This is a genomic window from Mesotoga sp. H07pep.5.4, from assembly GCF_003664935.1.
GTDB classification, from domain to species: domain Bacteria; phylum Thermotogota; class Thermotogae; order Petrotogales; family Kosmotogaceae; genus Mesotoga; species Mesotoga prima.
Map to the genome: position 1 here is coordinate 136,860 of NZ_JFHM01000014.1, position 19,007 is coordinate 155,866.

Sequence of the window (19,007 nt, forward strand, 5' to 3'; positions counted from 1 at the left end):
AAAAAAGTTTCCGTATCTTATAGAAGCCGATCTGGCTTTATCGATTTCCTTCTGGACATCTTTTCCGATTTTCAAAGATCCCTTCTTCATATCGACTCCTCCTTTTCGTCTGTTCGATTCATCTCTTACATTTTCATCATATCACTACGTTAGATAGTTGTCAAACTATTATTGTTAACGCACAATAAACTTCTAACAATATATCGATTAAGCAGATTTACGATCTTGCACTTTCAAATGGATTTGATTCGACACCGAAGAATACTTGTACATGTTCCGCATTTTAAGTACGTTATAGAGTTGCGTTGTTGATGAATTTCCCTGGTTCAAGGTTTCTCGAACCTTATCCATGCTATAATTCAATACAAGTCGAACTTGAGAGGTGTATTCCTTGAATATAATCCCGGGATACGTTGAACTCGTAGAGATTTTGATGGCATGTGGTCTTGCTGACAGGAAGAGTTATTTCGACGCAGTTTCACATGATCTTGGATTCGATTTCGAACCGGGTCAAGAGCTAGGGGCATTTCTTCTTAAGATCAGAGAGAATGAGAACTGGTCGATAAAAGTTGTCGCTGACGTATTTTCGGAAATAAAGGACAGCGTCATCTTCTTTTGCGACTTTCCCGAAAGGCCGGGGGGGGAGATTCTCCTCGAGGACTCAATCGAAAGCCTTGCGAATAACTTCGAAGAGAAATCTAGATGTGTAGTAAACAGCATTCTTTCGAACAATCTTAATTTCTCTCAAGAGGAAGTAGATAAGATACTTGAAGGGGATCTAAGCATTGTGCCCGAAGCTGTAAACAAGGCCGAAGATCTCTCTGAAAACACGACATGGTTCATTACTCAGCTGATAAACTTTCCCAGGCAGTCGAAAGAGATCCTGCTCTTTGCTCTTAACGAAATGAAGAAGTACTACGAAGAATCCGGTCTGAGAAAAAAGAATCGCGATCAGATAGCCGAAAAACTAAAGCTCTTCGAAAATGATCAGTATAATCAAATTGCCGAGGGATTTCTTGATTTTTATGGCATTAAGGCAAGAGAAGACTTGCCGCTTCATCTCTTGTTTCAGAATACACTGAAGTATTCAGGGCTTAAGTTTGCAAGCTCCTGCAATACCCAGCTGATAGTATTCAGCGAGCACTTCAAGCAGATTGAAGAGATTATGAATCCATCGGTTACGGACAATACTCTCAGACTGTTTCTCAGAAATCTAGCCGATCAAACCAAGATGCAGATTTTGAAGTCGATATCCGAGGAACCAAAATACGTGGATGAGCTTGCAAAGCTCGTAGGGCTATCCAAAGCGACAGTATCCTACCACCTTTCGACTCTGTCCGAACTTGCCCTGGTTAAGAGCCGAAAAGATCACAGAAGAGTGTACTTCTCTTTGAATAAAGAGCGTCTCGAAAAAATTCTGAAAGGACTTGAGACGCTATACGATGAAGGTGAGAACTAATGGAAATAATCACCGGCTATTTCGAAATATACGATCTGACAATGGCCATTCAGTTTTCGCTGAACACTGGTCCTGTTGAGAAGGTACTCAAGACGCTCGGGGTTGATTATGAACCCTCTTCTCAGCTCTTGGAATTCAGGGAAACACTTCTTAAGGATGAAGAGTGGTCAACGAGGATGTATATAACCTTTATGAACGAACTGGGTGTTATGGCTCCCATCCTCTTCCCAATAAGGCAGAAGCTTCAAGACGGTATGCAGGTGACAATTGAGGAAAGCCTTAATGTAACGGAAGAGGGAATCGAGTTGATAAGAGACCGTTTCATCCAGGTATTTGCAGATAGAAGGCTCAAGATTTCCCATGATGAGCTGAATCGTATGATAAGCGAGGAACCGCAGAAGGTCTCAAAGGCCATAGAGGCAATAGGCGGTGTAAGCCCGGATACTGTCTGGTTTGTGCACCAGCTACTCTTCTTTCCGAAGACGGCGATGGATTTCCTTTCCTCCAAGACGATGAAAATCTTAAACTATTATGAAGGAAGCGGTTTAAGAGACCTCAACACTCGGCTCGTAAAAGGATACATAGAGAGTAGTTCGTCACAGAAGATCAAAGACGCCTTCTCGAACTATCTCGACTATTACGATATCGTACTCGACGAGACGAAACCTGTATACATAACTCTTCAAAACTCGGTACCTCATACAAACTCTGGCCTAATGACATATCCGACCTTTCATCTTCTGATAATGGGTCTTGAAGAGGTTACCGAAGATTTCTCGGGCAGAATCCCGCAGGAAGTCAGGCTACGGAGTCTTCTTAAGGTGCTTTCCGACGAGACCAGATTCAAGATCCTGAAGAGACTCAGCAAGGAACCGGCTTTACAGAAGGACCTCGTTGAATTCACAGGCCTCGCCAAGTCTACCATTTCCTATCATATGGGACTTCTGTTCAAGTCATCGTTGATCGACGTTGATCCATTCAGCAGCATAATCTGTGTGAGAAAAGAGACTGTACGGAGGGCAGCAGCCGATATCAGAAATCTTTTGAATTTGAGGGATATGAAATGATTAGAGCAGTAATATTCGATATGGATGGCGTGATAATCGATTCCGAAAAGCTCTATAGAAGGGCCTGTACCGAACTGGTTTCGGAGCTTGGTGGAAAGATAAGTGATGAGCTCTTCGAGAAGCAGATGGGTCTTAAAATGTCTCAAACTCAGAGAGTAATTGTTCAGACTGCCGGTCTGGATATGGAGCCTGAGGAATTTGGCAGAAGGTACATGGAAAGGTATCTAGAACTCGCCAGAGAGACACTGGTTCCGAATGACGGATTGATTGAGCTTCTAGATTTTCTTCACGGAAAGGTTAAAGTGGCCATTGCATCGTCGACTGAGAAGTCCGCTATTGAGGAGTTGATGAAGAAAATAAACGTGCTCGAATACTTCTCGGTAATCGTCGGGGGAGATGAAGTTAGGGAATCTAAGCCATCGCCGATGATCTATCAAAGAGCTTCGCGGCTTTTGGGAATTGCCCCGGAGGATTGCATTGTTATTGAAGACTCGCCAAACGGCATTAGAAGCGGTTTCATGGCCGGAATGGAGGTTCTTGGGGTAAGGCACGAGGAGAACATAGACCTTGATTTGTCGCTTTCAAAACATGTGTTCGATAATCTGAACGGGGTTAGAGAGTATTTGGAAAAGAGGTTCGATAGTTTAATTTAATCGAAGAGAATTTTCTCGAGTTGTTTTGAGCTTTTTATTTCCACGGAATTTCTATCTGGCATGAAGATGATTCCATCCTTCCGCAGTTCAGAAAAGTTTCGAGAAACGGCTTCTCTTGTTGATCCAAAAAGGTTTGCGAGTGTCTTCTTGGTATGAGGAAGTTCAAATGAATTGCTTCCCTTTTCAAGAGATAGTTCCAGAAGGTAGCTTGCCAGCTTCTTCTTGACGGTTGATAATGAAAGCAATTCAATGATATATGAGAGATTCAGTGTCTTTTCGGAAATGCTCTTTAGGTAAGAGAACAGAAAACGCTTGTTTTTGAAAGCATATAGGAGAGCTCTCTTCGGAATGCTTAGTATTTCCGAATCCTCTTCCGCGAAGACATGTGAGGCGCACTTTCTTCCAGCGAACGCAAGCGCTTCTCCAAAAATCTGGTTCTTTTCAATGTAATTGATAGTCTGTTCACGACCAGAGGGCAATACCTTTGCAATTCTTAACCTGCCCTTGAGAACTATACAAAGTGAATCGCAAAGATCATCTGGAGTGTAGATCACCTGATCGGGCTGGAACCTGACAGTTCGCGAAGCCGAAAGAACTTCGCTTTTTTCATCACTGCTCAAATCGTTGAAGAGATCTACTGTGTCTAACATCTATTCGCCAACCCTGTACCAGTACTGATATTCTTCTCGAAAGCCGATCTTAGAATAGAGACTTATCGCGCTCTCGTTGGGTTTGTCAACCTGCAGATAGGCTGTCTCTGCTCCCCGTTGCCTACCAAGCTCCAAGAGTTTTTCGGTTATCTCTCTCCCGTATCCTTTTCGCCGTTCCGATTCTCGCACCGCTATTCCGAAGAGTCCCACGTGATTGCTTTCTATTACTGCAAACCCGCAACCAACTGCGATTCCTCTTTTTCTAAGGATGATGAAGGGGCTGCCAGGAAGAAGCATAGAAAGTAGTTTTCTTGCCCAGGCTTGATTTTCTCTTGCCCTGCTATTCAGAGAGAAGAAGAGTTCGAGCCATTCCTCCTCGGGCCTTGAAGCGACATCGGCGTCTGAAAGATCGTGGGGTTCACTGCCTATCGCTCTCGTCATTACCAGTGCTCTATCCCTTTCTTCAAACCCCATCTCTTTGAGGACACTGTTCAGTCCTGCAGGCTTTGAGTCCGCGGTGAGCTTGAACATCGTCCTTAACCCCTTTGACTTATAGAACCTGCTAGCCTCTTCGATCTTTTGCTCTAGAGGTTCGAACCCATCGTAGATAGGATAGACGGAGTTTGACCTGTTTGTATATCCGCCTGCGTATCTCAATACCCAGCCATCAAGGAACTTTGTGTAACCGGCTGGCCAGGAGTTTAAGGAGATCTCTTCAAGCCTACGAATTCTGGACATATTACCTCCGATCATAATTCTTACCCACCGATTCCGGGGCAGAAAGCAAACTCTCTTGCTGTACAAAAACGAACATCCTGATTTTAGTGGCGCATATGAAAAAGCAAAATCCTCCTACACAGAACCGTACGAAAGAGCGAGAGCAAATTCAATCGGGGAAGTGCTTGAGAGGTGTGACTCTTTCAAAATACTTCTCATTGCAAGCAACGCTTCGATCCAGAATCTGTCTTAAGCATTCCCGTGAGTAAACTTACTGATGCTTTCCAGTATCGGTTCAATAGCTTTCCTGCTTGTGAAATCTACTGCCGTACTGTAAGCCGCCAGCATCCCTCTTTCATCGTCGGAAAGCTCTTCTCCGCGTCTCTTCTTTCCTTTGAGTTTACTCTTCAATAGAATCATCAAAATCTTATCTACGAGTCTCAATCTCTTGAAGTCAAATCCGCCCCTCAAATGGAAGAACTCAATCTTCTCGACAATTTCAGGCGAGAAGTTCTTTGCCTTTATGTCTTCGATAACCTCTGATCTCGCTGGAGAAGCTCCCACGGAGAAGATAATTACCTTCTTATTCTCGAAAGATTTGAAATTCTCTTTTATTGTAGACAATCCACTGATGCCAGTGGCGTAGAGTGATCCGCCGAATACGATGCAGTCGTAATCCTTAAGTCTTTCAGGATCGACATCTTCAATATCAAAGAGATCGCCGTGGAGCTCTTCTGCAATCCATTCTGCATATTTCTTCGAACTTCCATATCTAGTTTTGTAAAGGACTACTGTTTTCGACAAGCTCTTCTTTTCCTTCTCCTGAACTGAAGACTCCACAGCTATTTTAACAGTATTTTGGGATTACTGCGTAAAGATCATAAAGCTCGTTCGACAGGACAAGGAGTCAATTTCTCTATTTGGATTTAAATGCATGAACTTGTTATCCAGAGTATTCTAATGTAAAATTGAGACTCTTACCTAACTATGCGGGAGGCTTGCTATGATTCGAAAATTCATGGCCTATTATCGGCCACATCTAGGGCTATTTTTACTGGATATGGCATGTGCTTTCATGATTGCTGGAATCGATCTGGTTTTTCCTAGATTCACTACATTGGCCCTGGATGATTATATCCCTTCGGGTAACATGAGAGGTATTGTGATTATCGCCGCAATAATGGCGTTTCTCTTTGTCTTGAGAGCCGTCTTCAATTACGTTGTCAGTTACTGGGGTCACGTTGTCGGGGTAAGGATGGAGTACAACATGAGAAAGGATATTTTCTCCCACCTGCAGACGCTATCTTTTAGTTATTTCGACAAGGTGAGAACCGGGAAGATCATGTCGAGAATAGTGAACGATCTTCGAGAAATCACGGAGCTTGCACATCACGGCCCCGAAGATGTCTTCATTTCTACTGTAACGTTGATCGGAGCCTTCATAATCTTAATGCAGAACGACTGGAGACTCACTCTCGTTGTCTTTGCCTATATACCTTTTATGGTCTGGTATGGAGTGAGAAAGAGACAGAAGATGGCAAAGGCATTTAGATTGGTGAGAAAGAAGATAGCGAACGTCAATGCACAGCTTGAGAACAGTATTTCTGGTATTAGAGTCGCTCAGTCATTCACCAATGAAGAATTCGAAAAAAGTAAATTCGATCTTGGCAACCAGGAATTCAAGGAATCCAGGCAGTTCGCCTTCAAGTCGATGGCCGAGATGACGACCGGTGTCGACCTGATGATGAACATGTTGAAAGTTACCGTTCTGGCTTTCGGGGGATATCTTACTTACTCAGGCGAGATAACCGTCGGAGCCTTTGTAGCTTACTTTCTTTACGTTGATCTATTTCTCCAGCCGATAAGAAGGCTTATGCAGTTTGCTCAGCAATATGAAGACGGAATGTCAGGTTTTGAAAGGTTCGTTGAAATAATGGAAACGAAGTCAAGCATCACAGATTCGCCGGATGCAGTTGAACTAAATGGTGTCAGGGGAGATATAAGAGTTGAGAAGGTCTCTTTCGCCTACGACGGAGGTGAAAACGTACTCACCGATATAAATCTCCATATTCCTGCCGGTAAGATGGTGGCTCTAGTCGGCCCCTCTGGTGGTGGAAAAACAACTCTTTGCCATCTTATTCCTAGATTCTATGACGTTAAAAGTGGACGGATCACCGTTGACGGAGTGGATATTCGTGACGTTACCATTCACTCCTTAAGAACCCACATCGGTATTGTTCAACAGGATGTCTTTCTCTTTGCAGGAACAATTAGGGATAATATTGCTTACGGTAAGGGCGACGCTACAGACGAAGAGATAATTGAGGCTGCAAAGAGAGCGAATATTCATGATTTCATCATGAGTCTCGAGAACGGATACGATTCTTATGTTGGTGAAAGAGGAGTAATGCTTTCCGGAGGTCAGAAGCAGAGAATATCAATCGCGAGGGTCTTTCTAAAGAATCCTCCCCTTCTCATTTTAGATGAAGCCACTTCTGCGCTGGATAATGAGACTGAGCTGAAGATCCAGGAGTCTCTAGAAGCCCTTTCGAAAGGACGCACAACACTTGTAATTGCCCACAGACTTTCCACAATTAAGAACGCCGATGAGATAGTTGTGATAACGAACAATGGAATCATAGAAAGGGGCTCTCATGACGAACTCCTCGAGAAGGGCGGACATTACGCGGGGCTTTATAGGGCTCAGTTCAAGGGATATATACCGGATATGTGATCTCTCCAGTAGATACTCCCGTAAATATCGGGAGGGTTGAGAGGGGTCAAAAAAAAGGCATGTTCATCAATGGCTTTGGAATACTCTGAATTAGCAGATGGAAGACTCTCTTGAAAGTCTCTCAGTTCTATGTCAGCCTGCGCCTTCCGAGCGCAAAATTTCAATTCGTGAAGTGAATTATGAAAATTCATTCTCCCGTTTGTTTGCCACCACTTGAGATCAAAGGTTTCGCGATCCGGCTCCAAGAGGTGTATTCCATTTTCAAACACGAATAAGTCTTTAGCTGTAGGGTTATCCACTTGAGGATTATTTGTTATACTTAGGCTGGTCTTGGATCTGTGGAGGGACGCATATGGACATAGAGAATGATTTTCTATTCAGATGGTACGAGCGGCAATTACTTGTTGAGGGAATGACCAGGTCGTTCCTGCTGAGATTGGCCGAGGAGACATTTGGTCATCTATGGGGCGCGACTGAGGAACTTACCGCCGAACTCCTAATAAGAAGTGGTCTTTCCGGAATCACTAGAGATTTTCCAAGGCACAGAATTCTCCCCTTTTATTCGCCTCTGATTTACAGGCAGAAAGAGACCATGGAATTCAGAGATGGAGACGATTTCAAAATCGAGGAAGATTGTGGAAAGAGAATTGTAAGCTTTCCACACACTCTGTCGATTATGTTCTCACCTTTGATAGCCGGAAAGGTTTTTTCCTGGCTCATGAATGGAAGCAACGAGATCGGTCCCATTTGTGATCTCCCGTTAGATTTGCAGAAGGCGTCCAGAAAGGGAAGAGTGATGGTTGTTGGAGCCGGCGGATTGGGCTGCCCATTGATAAAAATCTTGCTGGATAACGGAATTGATGACATATGTATCATCGAACCGGGTGAAATTAAACTTAACAATTTACACCGACAAATATTGTACGATTATGGAGATGTTGGTCTTTCAAAAGCGAGTGTAATTGAAAAAAAGATTGCACAGCGGTACAGTGGCGTTCGGGTCAAGATCCGTAAAGAAAGTTTCGATCCAACCCTCATCAAGACTGAAAAACCCGACGTAGTTGTCAGCTGCGTTGACAATTATGAGGCTAGGTATCTGATAAATGATTCCTGCTACCGCAACTGTGTTCCCTTTGTCGATTCGGCCGTAGAGAATTTTGGCGGATATGCGATGTTTAGAGATAAAAGAGTGCCTTGCTACAGGTGTTTCATGGGCGACAACAGAAAGGATACGGGGGCACAAAAGGGGATACTGACTTTTGTAAGCTATTTTGGAGGCATGTTAGAGGCGGCCATGGTGTTGACTTTTCTGAATACCGGAATGTGTGGAGACGATGTTTTCTGGTTTGACCTGAGAAAGGGTAAATTCGAGAGCATTTCCTTTGAACGACGTGAAGGTTGTCCCGTCTGTTCTTCAGCCAAGAGGTGACGAAGCTTGGAAGTAGTCTATGGAAACAATCGATGGAGTTTCGACAGAGATCTTACCTTCAGTGAACTGATAGAGGAAACACAGCTTGGGTCTGTCTCTCCTCTTGTTCTGGTAGACGGAAGATTTGTCGGTGAAGATGAGCTGATCTCGGCAAAGTCGAGGGTTCTCATAATCGTTGCAGCCAATGCAGACCAAACGGGCGCATAGTAACGCATACTCACGTATAAGCTCACAAAATCCCTTCTTTTGGTCTTCATCGTTTCGTGGCGGAATTAGGTTTTTTTGTAGGGATCCTCTTTTAAATGTAGAATTTTAAAGGATAGTTGGAATATATATGGAGGTGGAGAAATTGGAAAGAAAAAAGGTTTTGATTCTCGGCGCTGCCGGAAGAGACTTTCATAACTTCAACACTTACTACAGAGACAACGAAGAGTTCGAAGTAGTAGCTTTCACGGCGACTCAGATACCTGGAATCGATGGAAAAAAGTATCCTGCGGAACTCGCAGGCAGACTCTATCCAAATGGCATTCCGATAGTTCCGGAAGAAGAATTCGGCAAATTGATCGACGAGCACAAGATCGATCAGGTCGTTCTCGCATACAGCGATCTTCCACATCAATATGTCATGGAGAGGGCGGCAATAGCAAACGCACACGGTGCGGATTTCATTCTTCTTGGGCCCAGCAAGACAATGGTTAAGTCCTCGAAACCGGTAATCTCTATCTGCGCAGTTAGGACGGGCTGTGGAAAGAGCCAGACAACCAGAAGAGTGCTCGACATCCTGAGAGCCAAGGGGAAGAAGGTTGTCTCTATCAGACATCCGATGCCTTATGGAGATCTCGTGAAACAGAAGGTCCAGAGATTCGCCGATTATTCGGATCTAGATAAACACGAATGCACTATTGAAGAGAGAGAGGAATACGAACCTCATATAGATCGAAATGCCGTTATATATGCCGGGGTCGACTACGAAGCGATTCTCAGAGAAGCTGAAAAAGAGGATGTAGACGTAATAATATGGGACGGCGGAAACAATGATTTCTCATTTTATAAGACAGATCTGTATATAACTGTAACCGATCCTCATAGAGCCGGTCACGAGACTACATACTACCCGGGATTCACGAATCTTATGATGGCCGATGTAGTTGTTATAAACAAGGAGGAGACGGCTTCTCCAGAAGATATCGACATCGTCCGAAGGAATATTGCGAAATTCAATCCCGATGCCATTGTAGTTGACGGTGCTTCACCGATAACCATTGAGGGAGGCAAGTCGTCCGAAATAAAGGGCAAGAGAGTTCTCGTCGTAGAGGATGGCCCGACCCTGACCCACGGTGGAATGAAGTACGGTGCGGGATGGGTAGCGGCTAAGAAGTTTGGTGCATCCGAGATAGTTGATCCAAGGCCTTATGCAGTAGGATCACTCGTTTCAACATATGAAAAGTACAACCACCTGGATCAGATCCTTCCAGCGATGGGATACGGTGAGAAACAGATGAAAGAGCTAGAGGAGACCATTAACAAGGCCGACGTAGATCTTGTTATAATTGGAACTCCGATTGACCTGAGAAGGGTAATCGACATAAAGAAACCTGCCGTAAGAATCGGTTATGAGCTTCAGGAGATAGGGAAGCCCGATCTAGAAGAGATAATAGAAGACTTCCTTAAGGAGCACAATATATAGTAGATCTGCAAAACGGGGACTGGATTATCCAGTCCCCCTTTTTTATTGCTTCTTCTCTATCGGTATGTAGATGTCAAACTCCGAATCTTCTTCCCCTGTGAATCTTTTGTCATATAGTTCAAACTCGTTCAAAACAATCGGTTCATACTCGAAGTTCTGAAACCACTTTGCATGGATGTACTCATAGGTATTTTGCAGTGAGTCAAGCTTTCCCGTATGAGTGAAAACGGCATAGGTTGCCTCAGGCACTTCTGCCCCAACCATTCCCTCCGGGATTATTCTCAGAGTCGAGACGGCCAAAGAGGCTATGTAGTCGAACTTGCCGTCTATGAAGTCTTCTTCTCCAGTGCACATCAATCCGTAGCTTTCCTTCGCCGATATGACATTCTCGATCTCGGTATGCCTCTCCATTAAATCTCTCCAGAGTTTCGGGCAGTTGTTCGCCGGATCATTTCCGTAGTACTTCAGACCAATGACTTTGAACGCCGATTTGTGGATGATCTTTGGTTCCATTCTTATTCCTCCCTTGAGACCAATCGGGTCTTTTTTGCACAGTCTCTTTTTCTGAGTGACGGCGAAGTGGAGTCAAAGCCTGCGATACTTGCCAGGCTTCACGTAGTATCTGCTTTTGAATGCTCTGGTAAGTGATTCCTGCGAATCATAGCCTAACTGCAAGGCGATCTCCAAAATACTTATCGAGGTTGTAGCAAGTTTTTCGGCAGCCACGCTCAACCTTCTACCCTTGCGATACTGGCCTATCATCTTGTCCACAGTGTGAAAGAAGATCCGCTGAAGATGAACTGATGAGTAGAAGCTTTCTTAGCAGAGATCGTCGAGAGTTATCGGGGATGAAAGGTGCTCCTCAATGTAATCTATGACGGAGTTCACGCAATCGATGTAATCCTATTTCAAAGGAGTGTCTCTGGACATCTTCCACCTCCATCTCCGCAATAATCGTCTTAAAGATTATACAAGTATGGAAGGGCTTGTTTTTGATCGAAAGAATCATGATGGAGTTTCTTCTCTAAGCTGAGTCAATCCAAAAACAATTCGGCTGAACGAAACCGTTAATCACGCCAACATCAGTACCCAATAAGCCTTTCAAGCTTCTTAGCCGCTTCTATTGTGCTACTTACTTCTTTCGGCAGAGGAGGTATTCCCTCGAAACCCGTTTTTCTGACGAAGTCGACCAGCATCGCCCAAAGTTCCTCAGGGTTCCAGTTAGAAAGTTTGTCCAAGGTATCTAATCCTGCATTGCAGTATAGCCTCACCCTAACTCCTTTCATTCCACCAAGTCTTGAAAGATCCGAGAGTTTAAGGTACTCAAGTATTTTCTCCATTTCAGTCCCGATGCGTGCAGCCAGGCTTTCTCTTAGCTCAGGTGAAAGGGCACTTCGATCATTTGATAGGTGGCAAATATGCCCGCTTTCGCGAGTTTTTCCATTACTATCGTGTCGTACCAGGGAATTTGTGTATTCTCATTCTTTCCCTCTTTGCCGCGATTCCTTTCTCACGAAGCTCTGGGGCGAATTTTGCGAGTGAAGGTTCAGAAAGAAAACTGAAATACTGGCCTATCCTACGGAGTTTTGCTTCAGACGGGCCTTGTCATTGCGGTTCGATTTTGCGAAACTTTCAATATCCTCTTTTTCTGCCTCTTCAACTGATTTCTCATTCGAATCAAGAAGGAATTTCTCGAGGGATGCAACCCCAGACAACGTTGTGTTGATAACATTCTAGCTCTTACCTTTACTCTTCAAGAAGGCTATGAAATCTTCGTTTTTTATCATCCATTCATCTCTCTTGCGAAGAGAAAACACCGAATCGATCTGGAGAAAACCCTCTTTAGCTACTGAATGTATATGGTCATACAACGTCTCGATTACAGCGCTTCTACAGCTATCTTCGAAGCAAGACTCATTACATCATCGAATCTACAAAGCTCTGTGCCGGGTGTCATGACGGCAGCTGAACTGGCGGCACCAGCCATTTTCAAGGCAGTTTTCACCGTCTCGCCAAGTTCTCTGTACATGCAGTATGCCGCCAGGAAAGAATCCCCTGCACCAACCCCGCTCTTGACAGGTACTTTAGGTACCCGAATACGATAGAACTCCCCACTCACTGATGCAATCGCTCCCTCGGCTCCCATAGTCAGTAGAATTTCTTCGATTGAATACTTGTTCGACACTTCGGAAATGGCCTTTCTAAAATCTATCTCTCCGATTAGCTCGCGATTGAGCAGTCTCTGAAGTTCGTGAATATTTGGCTTTATTCCTCTTGGCTTGGCCTCGACCCCCTTGGAGAAAGGCTCCTTGTCGGAATCGATATAAACGTTGACTCCAATTTTCCTCATCCTTGAACAAAGCTGAGCGTAGATATCGCTGCTTACTCCTTCCGGTATGCTTCCGCACAAAAGAAGGTAGTCGTCCTTTCTCAAAAGTACGTCGATTGTCTTGTACAGTTTATAGACTTCCTTGACGGATATTACCGGACCGGGAAGACTCATTCTGTATTGACCGCTTCCAGTCTGTACGAGAATGTTGGTCCTTGTTTCTTCTTCACTTCTTACCGTTGCATAAACGACTCCCTCATCGTCGAGCATCTCTTCTATTACCTTTCCGGTATGACCTCCAAGGAAAGCTACAGCGACCGAATGGCCTCCCAGTTCATTTATCACACGTGATACGTCTACACCCTTTCCTGCGGGGTAATCTTTGACTCTATCTACCCTCACCGTATCGTCCTCAATTAGAGCGTCTGTATATAAGAATCTATCTAGAGCTGCGTTCAAAGTCAGTGAGAAAATCACCATTTACACCTCCTACATCCTGCCGAGACGATAGTTTATGATTCCGAGTACTACAATCACGCTTGTCTCGACTCTCAGAGTCCTTCTTCCCAACGAAACGGGCGTACATCGGGTCGAGATGTCTTTTATCTCCTCCGGCGCGAAGCCCCCTTCGGGTCCCACTATCAGTCGCAGTTTTCTTTCACAAGCGAGTTTTTCTTCCACTTCTAATAAAGGTCTGCCGCCGAATTCCAGAAGCAGGTTGTATGATCCTTCTAGAGGAAGTGTCTGGGATACAGTAATCTCGGGAATGTAAGGATTAACACTCTGCTTGGCCGCTTCCCTTGCGACCGCATTGAACTTAGTCAGCTTAGTTTCATCAACTCTTGAAACCGATCTAAGGCTATTGAACAACTCGATTCTGTCGACTCCCAGTTCGGTTGCTTTCTCTATCAAAATATGAAGCCGTGGCCACTTTGTCGCTGCCACGGCTACAGTAATACTCTTCCCGTCTCTCTCAACGTACTCTCGCTCGACTACAGTTCCCGAAGCAGATGATTTCCCGAGTTCTTCGAGAAGAAATCTGTAAACGGTACCTCTCCCATCAATGCCTGTCAGTTCATCACCGGGTTTTGCTCTCGTCACTCTCAGATGTTTGGTTTCACCGCCGTCTAGAATGACTCTGTTGTCTTCAGGCAGGACGAAGAAGGCATTAGGCAATTAACCAATTACCTCCTGCCTCATGTATGGTACGAGAGCTTTCGGCACGTCGATCTTTCCGTCTCTTCTCTGGTAGTTCTCGACTATTGCTACCAGGGTCCTTCCAACGGCCAGTCCAGAACCATTTAAACAGTGTACAAACTTCAGTTTGTTGTCAACATCTCTGAACCTTATGTTGGCTCGTCTTGGCTGGAAGTCCTCAACGTTTGAGCAGGAGGAAATCTCCCTATAAGTGTTGTAAGAAGGCAACCAAACTTCAAGATCATAAGTCTTTGCCGCGGCAAACCCAATATCCCCGGTACAAAGAGAGACTACCCGGTAAGGAAGCTCCAATTTCCTGAGAACATCTTCAGCATCGGCCGTAAGATTTTCAAGAGCATCGTAAGAGTCATCGGGATGGGTGAACCAGACAAGCTCAACCTTGTCAAATTGGTGAACTCTTATCATGCCCCGAACATCCTTTCCGTACGATCCGGCCTCTCTCCTGAAGCATGCACTGTACGCCGTGTACTTTTTGGGCAGGTCACCTTCGAGGATCTCGTCCATGTGCTGCGAAACGAGTGGGACCTCTGCAGTTGGTATCATGAACATATCGTCCGGGTCGATTCTGTAGGCCTCCTCCTCAAATTTAGGTAGTTGGCCCGTTGCCTGCATAGTATCTCTCTTAACCATGAAAGGCAGAGCTACTTCCTCGTACCCCTTTGAGTGGTGGAGGTCCAGCATGAAGTTAGCTATTGCCCTCTCAAGTCTTGCAAAGTCTCTTCTAAGAATCGTGAATCTCGCTCCAGATATTTTCGCGGCTCTTTCAAAGTCTATAAGTCCGGTTTCCGGGCCGTAGTCCCAGTGAGGTCGGATTTCAAAGTCGACCTTTCTCGGTTCTCCCCACATCCTGATGACGACGTTATCTTCCTCACTCTTGCCAACAGGTGTGGTCGACGAAGGAATATTGGGTAGATAGAGAAGCTTTTTCTTCAGTTCTTCTTCTATCTGAGAAGTTTGGAGATCAAGTTCCTTAACTTCAGATGAGATTTCTTTTGCCCTTTCCATAAGGGAAAGCGAAAGGCTTACGTCTTTGCTAGCTTTGGCTCGGGCAATCTCCGAAGATATACTGTTTCTCTCGGCCTTTTTCTGTTCAACGACCTGCAGCGCCTCTCTCCTCTTTGATTCCAGATAGACTATCTCATCCAGCAGCTCCGAGGTCATCTGCCTGCACTCAAGGGCCCTCCTCACAATTTCGGGGTTTTCTCGAATCAACCTTACGTCAATCATTATTTCTTCCTCCTGCTAAAAAACAAGCTCTATCTCTACGTTTTTCCCTTCAAATGAATCATCCGTCGTATCGTATATCAGTTCGGAGGCCCAGATTTTCCTACTATTCTTGAAGTCATCGACAAAGACGTTTCCCTTTAGGTTCAGAAGGCCGGTATCTCCGAAGTATTCGAAGTAAAGAGTGTCTACATTCAAATCTCCCTTGTAATTTATGAAGATAAGCTCGGGCGTTGCTTCCGCAGTTTCTTCAGCAAAACCTTCATAGTATTCCGTTTTCTGATCAAAGTTAAGAATCTCTGTCTCGTATATGAATATATCCTTTCCGTCCTCTTCCTTTGAATAGATAACTGCCTCCACATTTCCGAAAAGAGTTCCCGTGGAGTTCTCCAGATTGTAGTCGAGGGATAGAGCGGTTGCTTCGCCTGTCTGGAATCTAACAAAGGTCTCACCTTCGGTTACGAAGCTCTCCCAATCAGTAGCGCCCTTTGTGGCCGTTGCAAGGGGAGTTTCGACGTAAATATCTCCGTCCTTATTGATAAAAACGTTCCCGATGAAGGTAAAAACCTCTTTTTGAAGCGATCCAAGCACTGTGTCTCCCTTGATTCGCACGGTACTTGCAAAGATCGTTGCGGTAAGGAAAATGACAATCAATCCGATAATCAGGGTAGTTCTTCTCTTCATAATTACCTCCAGACGATTAGTCTTTCGTTTTCTTGCTGTCCATTATTTCGAGAAGGTTCTTAACAATAACCTCAAGTTCTTTCACCTGATCGGACTTGATCTCAGTCATTACAGATTTCAAGTACTCCACCCTTCTGTCGATGACCTTCTCGATTAGTGTCTTTCCGGCGGCGGAGATGTCGATAATGTACGATCTCCTATCTTTATCGGAACGTCTTCGCTCTACCAGATCAGCGTCGATGAGCCTCTTAACAAGACCAGTTGTCGTGCTCTTGGTTATTCCAAGCCAGCGACTGATGTCACTCATCCGTTTCTCTCCGTTAAAAAAAAGCACCTGAAGGACATCGAATTGGGCAGGAGTGATCGGGAAGTCTCTCAAAACCTTTCTTCCTTCCCTTCTGATTCTCGTGGAAATCGTTCTTAGGTTCTTCTCAAGAATTGCAGCGTCTTCCTTTTTGACTTCACCAACGGACATCACAGCACCTCCAAACCCCTTGTATTAGTTTACTGAAAACGATACTATTCAAAACATTATATCATCATCCATGTACCGGTTAAGACTGATTCTGCACCTAAAGCTGTTCATTTAACGGTTTTGATGCCTTTATAGACATGTGCTGAAGCCTCCTGAATGGTGATGTATAATTTCAGTATGAAATCGGCCAAACGAGATCTATCCGAACTTGTGAGATTCGATGCTTCATACAGAGCTGATTACAGAGTTATTGCGGGGGTAGATGAAGCAGGAAGAGGCCCTCTCGCCGGTCCAGTTGTGGCCGCTGCCGTTATAGTCTTGAATCCCGTCGATGGCGTGTACGATTCGAAGGCTCTATGTAGAAAGACGAGAGAGTTGTTGTTTGGACAAATACTTGAGAACTCTATCGTAGGAATCGGTCTTTCCTCTCCTGAGGAGGTTGATATTCTCAATGTCTTTGCGGCTACCAGGTTGGCAATGAACAGAGCACTGAGGATTTTGTCGAGGAAGCCAGACTATATAATAGTTGATGGAAAATCGCTTAAACTCGATATAAAGGGTGAATGCATAGTTGGCGGCGATCGAAGAAGTGCAGCGATTGCGAGTGCCTCGATTGTGGCAAAGGTATTCAGAGATCGAATAATGGATTCACTGGACATCTTGTATCCCGAGTACGGTTATAGAAATCACAAAGGTTACTGCACCGATATGCATCTAAGAGCTCTTAGAAAGCATGGACCGACCACCTGGCACAGACTGACATTTAGGCCTGTCAGGGAATTGATCACAAAGGAAAGGGCAAGCCGCTGGTCGAATGAGAGTGAAGTGAGCCAAATCAGGCTTTTCAGAGCGGGGCTGGCGACTATGGAGGCCGACAAATGAAGAATGAATTTGACGGAAGTGAATGGTTAAGGCTAATTGAGACAATGAAGATATTGAGATCACCTGGAGGATGTGAATGGGATATAGAGCAAACTCATCAGTCCCTAAAACCTTACTTGATCGAAGAAGCTTACGAGGTACTCGATGCAATCGATGGTGGAGATGATAAGGAGCTCGCCGAAGAGCTTGGCGATGTCCTTCTGCAGGTTGTCTTTCATGCGCAGATTGCAATGGAAAGAAAGGCCTTCACGATAACGGATGTTCTAAAGGTCTTGACGGACAAGTTAATTAGAAGGCATCCCCACGTCTTTTCAGATTCGGAGGGTTACTCATATCGTCAGTGGGAGGAAATAAAGGCAAAGGAAAAAGCCAAAGATTCGGGAAAGAGTTCTTCGATAGGTGAGATAAATAAGGCTCTTCCCGCGCTGAGCTTGGCGCGAAGAGTTCAGGAGAACGCTTCCGTGGTCGGTTTTGATTGGGGAGAAATCGAAGGACCACGCGAAAAATTGAATGAAGAAATAGAAGAGCTAGACAGCGCGATAGTCGAAAAGGACAAAAAAAAGATCGAAGAGGAAGTAGGAGATGTTCTTTTCACGGTCACAAATCTATCTAGATTCCTTGATGTTGATCCCGAAGCGGCTTTGAGAAAATCAACAGAGAAATTCTTGAACCGTTTCCACGAAATGGAGAGTCATATTGAGAAGCATGGCCTTGATATCAACAATATGACCATAGATGAGTTGAATCACCTGTGGGAAATAGCGAAGGAGGGTACAAATTGAAGAAGTTTATCGCTGCCCTGATATTATTATTGATCACTGCAGTAGCGCTTTCGCAGACAGAAACCCTTTCTGAAACAGGTATAGCCGCCGAGGTTAACGGTGAGATCATCACCATGGATACTTTCCTTTCAAAGGTTTTGCCTAACTATACCGAGATATCGAAGAGAATAGAAGAGGTAGATCCTCTTTTTTCGGAAATGCTCCTCAATACTGAAGCAGGTCAGAAACTGCTAGAGGAATACGAAAGAAATTCTCTCGAAGCTCTTATTGAAGAGACTCTTCTAATTCAGTATGCAAAAGAGGTTGGGATCGAAGCCGATATCGAGGCTTTAAGAGAAGTAGTAAGTAAGTCAATCATGGACACACTCACCGAACTTCAGATTGAGAAGTCGGATGCGGACCTTTTCTACATTCTCAAAGGTTACATCGACGGATTAAGCTCCTATGAGGCGAAGGTGGTCAGAGATCTCGCTTACAAAGAGGTTCTAAGTTCCTTGTATGAAGCCGTTACAGTGAATGCGACAGTCACCGAAGAGGAGATAGAGCAGTACTATCTGGCCAATTCTTCGAGATATGCTGTAGAAGAAGAGAGGGCCGACATGAAGGTGCTTCTCTTTGATTCCTTCTCGGAAGCCTATTCGGTTTGGAAAGCTGCATCCAGGGATGCTAACCCTTCTTCGGTTTTGGATACTTTCCCGGAAGTGCAGTCCGGGAGTTATACGAGAGAAGAAATCGAGGCGCTGAATCCCGAACTTGTGAAATCGCTTTTCAAACCGACAGAAGGTGAGTTGCTTTCTTCCGTCGTGACTCTTGGCAATAAGTACGCGGTAATCTATCTCGAATCATATTCTCCTGCAGGAGCAAAGGGCATTGAAGATGTTAGGGAAGAAATACAGGGGATATTGATTTCGGAAAAAAAGGATCTTTTCTGGAGAATCTGGCAGGAACAGGAGTTCAAGCCTTTCAAGGAAGAGGCTGTCATAAAAAGATACTACGAAACGGGTGGAGGAGAATAAG

Annotated in this window: 20 protein-coding genes and 1 pseudogene; 10 read left to right on the forward strand and 11 right to left on the reverse strand. The window is 44.7% G+C overall.

The genetic code is table 11. The features are described 5' to 3' along the window. Positions 1 to 382 precede the first annotated feature (382 nt). From Y696_RS08780 to Y696_RS08790, 3 genes are read left to right on the forward strand one after another with little or no spacing between them, the layout of a single operon-like run. A complete protein-coding gene (locus Y696_RS08780; protein WP_236609137.1) occupies positions 383 to 1,459 on the forward strand; it encodes a helix-turn-helix transcriptional regulator in 1,077 nt (358 codons plus the stop codon). Next, positions 1,459 to 2,526 (forward strand): helix-turn-helix transcriptional regulator, encoded by a 1,068-nt coding sequence (locus Y696_RS08785; protein ID WP_006488286.1) that lies wholly within the window; start codon positions 1,459 to 1,461, stop codon positions 2,524 to 2,526. Before Y696_RS08780 ends, Y696_RS08785 begins: the two co-directional genes overlap by 1 nt. Next, positions 2,523 to 3,179 (forward strand): HAD family phosphatase, encoded by a 657-nt coding sequence (locus tag Y696_RS08790; RefSeq protein ID WP_121510293.1) that lies wholly within the window; start codon positions 2,523 to 2,525, stop codon positions 3,177 to 3,179. The genes Y696_RS08785 and Y696_RS08790 overlap by 4 nt, the downstream gene beginning before the upstream one ends. Here the strand turns inward: Y696_RS08790 and Y696_RS08795 are convergent. From Y696_RS08795 to Y696_RS08805, 3 genes are all read right to left on the reverse strand, one after another. Further along, positions 3,176 to 3,829 carry a Crp/Fnr family transcriptional regulator gene (locus Y696_RS08795; RefSeq protein ID WP_014731332.1) on the reverse strand — a complete coding sequence of 218 codons (654 nt, stop codon included), beginning with the start codon at positions 3,827 to 3,829 and terminating at the stop codon, positions 3,176 to 3,178. The genes Y696_RS08790 and Y696_RS08795 overlap by 4 nt on opposite strands. Further along, a complete protein-coding gene (locus Y696_RS08800; protein ID WP_236609138.1) occupies positions 3,830 to 4,567 on the reverse strand; it encodes a GNAT family N-acetyltransferase in 738 nt (245 codons plus the stop codon). A 228-nt stretch (positions 4,568 to 4,795) separates the two neighbouring features. Beyond that, complete coding sequence (locus tag Y696_RS08805) at positions 4,796 to 5,350, reverse strand: flavodoxin domain-containing protein (protein WP_014731333.1); 555 nt, start codon at positions 5,348 to 5,350, stop codon at positions 4,796 to 4,798. A 199-nt stretch (positions 5,351 to 5,549) separates the two neighbouring features. On the opposite strand from Y696_RS08805, the gene Y696_RS08810 reads away from it, so the two are divergent. From Y696_RS08810 to Y696_RS08825, 4 genes are all read left to right on the forward strand, one after another. After that, on the forward strand, positions 5,550 to 7,280 hold the full coding sequence (locus Y696_RS08810; RefSeq protein ID WP_014731334.1) for an ABC transporter ATP-binding protein: 1,731 nt from the start codon (positions 5,550 to 5,552) through the stop codon (positions 7,278 to 7,280). Between the two features lie 352 nt (positions 7,281 to 7,632). Beyond that, positions 7,633 to 8,709: a ThiF family adenylyltransferase gene (locus Y696_RS08815; protein WP_014731335.1), complete on the forward strand. Its 1,077-nt coding sequence runs from the start codon at positions 7,633 to 7,635 to the stop codon at positions 8,707 to 8,709. A 6-nt stretch (positions 8,710 to 8,715) separates the two neighbouring features. After that, positions 8,716 to 8,916 (forward strand): hypothetical protein, encoded by a 201-nt coding sequence (locus Y696_RS08820; protein ID WP_006488272.1) that lies wholly within the window; start codon positions 8,716 to 8,718, stop codon positions 8,914 to 8,916. A gap of 142 nt (positions 8,917 to 9,058) precedes the next feature. Beyond that, complete coding sequence (locus tag Y696_RS08825; RefSeq protein WP_014731336.1) at positions 9,059 to 10,396, forward strand: cyclic 2,3-diphosphoglycerate synthase; 1,338 nt, start codon at positions 9,059 to 9,061, stop codon at positions 10,394 to 10,396. 42 nt (positions 10,397 to 10,438) lie between these two features. Here Y696_RS08825 and Y696_RS08830 read toward each other — a convergent pair whose 3' ends face one another. The 8 genes and pseudogenes from Y696_RS08830 to Y696_RS08865 all read right to left on the reverse strand — a co-directional run bounded on the left by Y696_RS08830 (position 10,439) and on the right by Y696_RS08865 (position 16,326). Beyond that, complete coding sequence (locus Y696_RS08830) at positions 10,439 to 10,909, reverse strand: GyrI-like domain-containing protein (protein WP_041928193.1); 471 nt, start codon at positions 10,907 to 10,909, stop codon at positions 10,439 to 10,441. Positions 10,910 to 10,981: 72 nt separating this feature from the next. Further along, positions 10,982 to 11,194 (reverse strand): annotated as a pseudogene (locus Y696_RS08835) (helix-turn-helix domain-containing protein); the annotation flags it as partial. A 284-nt stretch (positions 11,195 to 11,478) separates the two neighbouring features. Further along, on the reverse strand, positions 11,479 to 11,859 hold the full coding sequence (locus tag Y696_RS08840; protein ID WP_310793751.1) for a DUF4332 domain-containing protein: 381 nt from the start codon (positions 11,857 to 11,859) through the stop codon (positions 11,479 to 11,481). 416 nt (positions 11,860 to 12,275) lie between these two features. Continuing rightward, a complete protein-coding gene (locus tag Y696_RS08845) occupies positions 12,276 to 13,205 on the reverse strand; it encodes a 1-phosphofructokinase family hexose kinase (RefSeq protein WP_014731337.1) in 930 nt (309 codons plus the stop codon). Positions 13,206 to 13,214: 9 nt separating this feature from the next. Continuing rightward, positions 13,215 to 13,901 carry a 16S rRNA (uracil(1498)-N(3))-methyltransferase gene (locus tag Y696_RS08850; RefSeq protein WP_014731338.1) on the reverse strand — a complete coding sequence of 229 codons (687 nt, stop codon included), beginning with the start codon at positions 13,899 to 13,901 and terminating at the stop codon, positions 13,215 to 13,217. Then, positions 13,902 to 15,170 carry a serine--tRNA ligase gene (gene serS, locus Y696_RS08855; protein ID WP_014731339.1) on the reverse strand — a complete coding sequence of 423 codons (1,269 nt, stop codon included), beginning with the start codon at positions 15,168 to 15,170 and terminating at the stop codon, positions 13,902 to 13,904. Positions 15,171 to 15,185: 15 nt separating this feature from the next. Continuing rightward, positions 15,186 to 15,851 (reverse strand): LptA/OstA family protein, encoded by a 666-nt coding sequence (locus Y696_RS08860; protein ID WP_014731340.1) that lies wholly within the window; start codon positions 15,849 to 15,851, stop codon positions 15,186 to 15,188. A gap of 16 nt (positions 15,852 to 15,867) precedes the next feature. Next, positions 15,868 to 16,326 carry a MarR family winged helix-turn-helix transcriptional regulator gene (locus tag Y696_RS08865; RefSeq protein WP_014731341.1) on the reverse strand — a complete coding sequence of 153 codons (459 nt, stop codon included), beginning with the start codon at positions 16,324 to 16,326 and terminating at the stop codon, positions 15,868 to 15,870. 156 nt (positions 16,327 to 16,482) lie between these two features. Here Y696_RS08865 and Y696_RS08870 point away from each other — a divergent pair, with 156 nt between their 5' ends. The 3 genes from Y696_RS08870 to Y696_RS08880 are packed head-to-tail and all read left to right on the forward strand — an operon-like array spanning position 16,483 to position 19,006. After that, on the forward strand, positions 16,483 to 17,208 hold the full coding sequence (locus tag Y696_RS08870) for a ribonuclease HII (RefSeq protein ID WP_121510294.1): 726 nt from the start codon (positions 16,483 to 16,485) through the stop codon (positions 17,206 to 17,208). Next, a complete protein-coding gene (gene mazG, locus Y696_RS08875; protein WP_121510295.1) occupies positions 17,205 to 17,990 on the forward strand; it encodes a nucleoside triphosphate pyrophosphohydrolase in 786 nt (261 codons plus the stop codon). The genes Y696_RS08870 and mazG overlap by 4 nt, the downstream gene beginning before the upstream one ends. After that, positions 17,987 to 19,006 (forward strand): SurA N-terminal domain-containing protein, encoded by a 1,020-nt coding sequence (locus Y696_RS08880; RefSeq protein WP_121510296.1) that lies wholly within the window; start codon positions 17,987 to 17,989, stop codon positions 19,004 to 19,006. Before mazG ends, Y696_RS08880 begins: the two co-directional genes overlap by 4 nt. The last annotated feature ends 1 nt before the right edge of the window (position 19,007 follow it).

What these genes read in the sequence shown, in the direction of transcription:
- Y696_RS08795 (WP_014731332.1), bottom strand. Translation starts at nt 3,829, where the DNA reads ATGTTAGACACAGTAGATCTCTTCAACGATTTGAGCAGTGATGAAAAA.
- Y696_RS08790 (WP_121510293.1), top strand. Translation starts at nt 2,523, where the DNA reads ATGATTAGAGCAGTAATATTCGATATGGATGGCGTGATAATCGATTCC.
- Y696_RS08785 (WP_006488286.1), top strand. Translation starts at nt 1,459, where the DNA reads ATGGAAATAATCACCGGCTATTTCGAAATATACGATCTGACAATGGCC.
- serS (WP_014731339.1), bottom strand. Translation starts at nt 15,170, where the DNA reads ATGATTGACGTAAGGTTGATTCGAGAAAACCCCGAAATTGTGAGGAGG.
- Y696_RS08810 (WP_014731334.1), top strand. Translation starts at nt 5,550, where the DNA reads ATGATTCGAAAATTCATGGCCTATTATCGGCCACATCTAGGGCTATTT.
- Y696_RS08815 (WP_014731335.1), top strand. Translation starts at nt 7,633, where the DNA reads ATGGACATAGAGAATGATTTTCTATTCAGATGGTACGAGCGGCAATTA.
- Y696_RS08865 (WP_014731341.1), bottom strand. Translation starts at nt 16,326, where the DNA reads ATGTCCGTTGGTGAAGTCAAAAAGGAAGACGCTGCAATTCTTGAGAAG.
- Y696_RS08870 (WP_121510294.1), top strand. Translation starts at nt 16,483, where the DNA reads ATGGTGATGTATAATTTCAGTATGAAATCGGCCAAACGAGATCTATCC.
- Y696_RS08800 (WP_236609138.1), bottom strand. Translation starts at nt 4,567, where the DNA reads ATGTCCAGAATTCGTAGGCTTGAAGAGATCTCCTTAAACTCCTGGCCA.
- Y696_RS08845 (WP_014731337.1), bottom strand. Translation starts at nt 13,205, where the DNA reads ATGGTGATTTTCTCACTGACTTTGAACGCAGCTCTAGATAGATTCTTA.
- Y696_RS08830 (WP_041928193.1), bottom strand. Translation starts at nt 10,909, where the DNA reads ATGGAACCAAAGATCATCCACAAATCGGCGTTCAAAGTCATTGGTCTG.
- Y696_RS08860 (WP_014731340.1), bottom strand. Translation starts at nt 15,851, where the DNA reads ATGAAGAGAAGAACTACCCTGATTATCGGATTGATTGTCATTTTCCTT.
- mazG (WP_121510295.1), top strand. Translation starts at nt 17,205, where the DNA reads ATGAAGAATGAATTTGACGGAAGTGAATGGTTAAGGCTAATTGAGACA.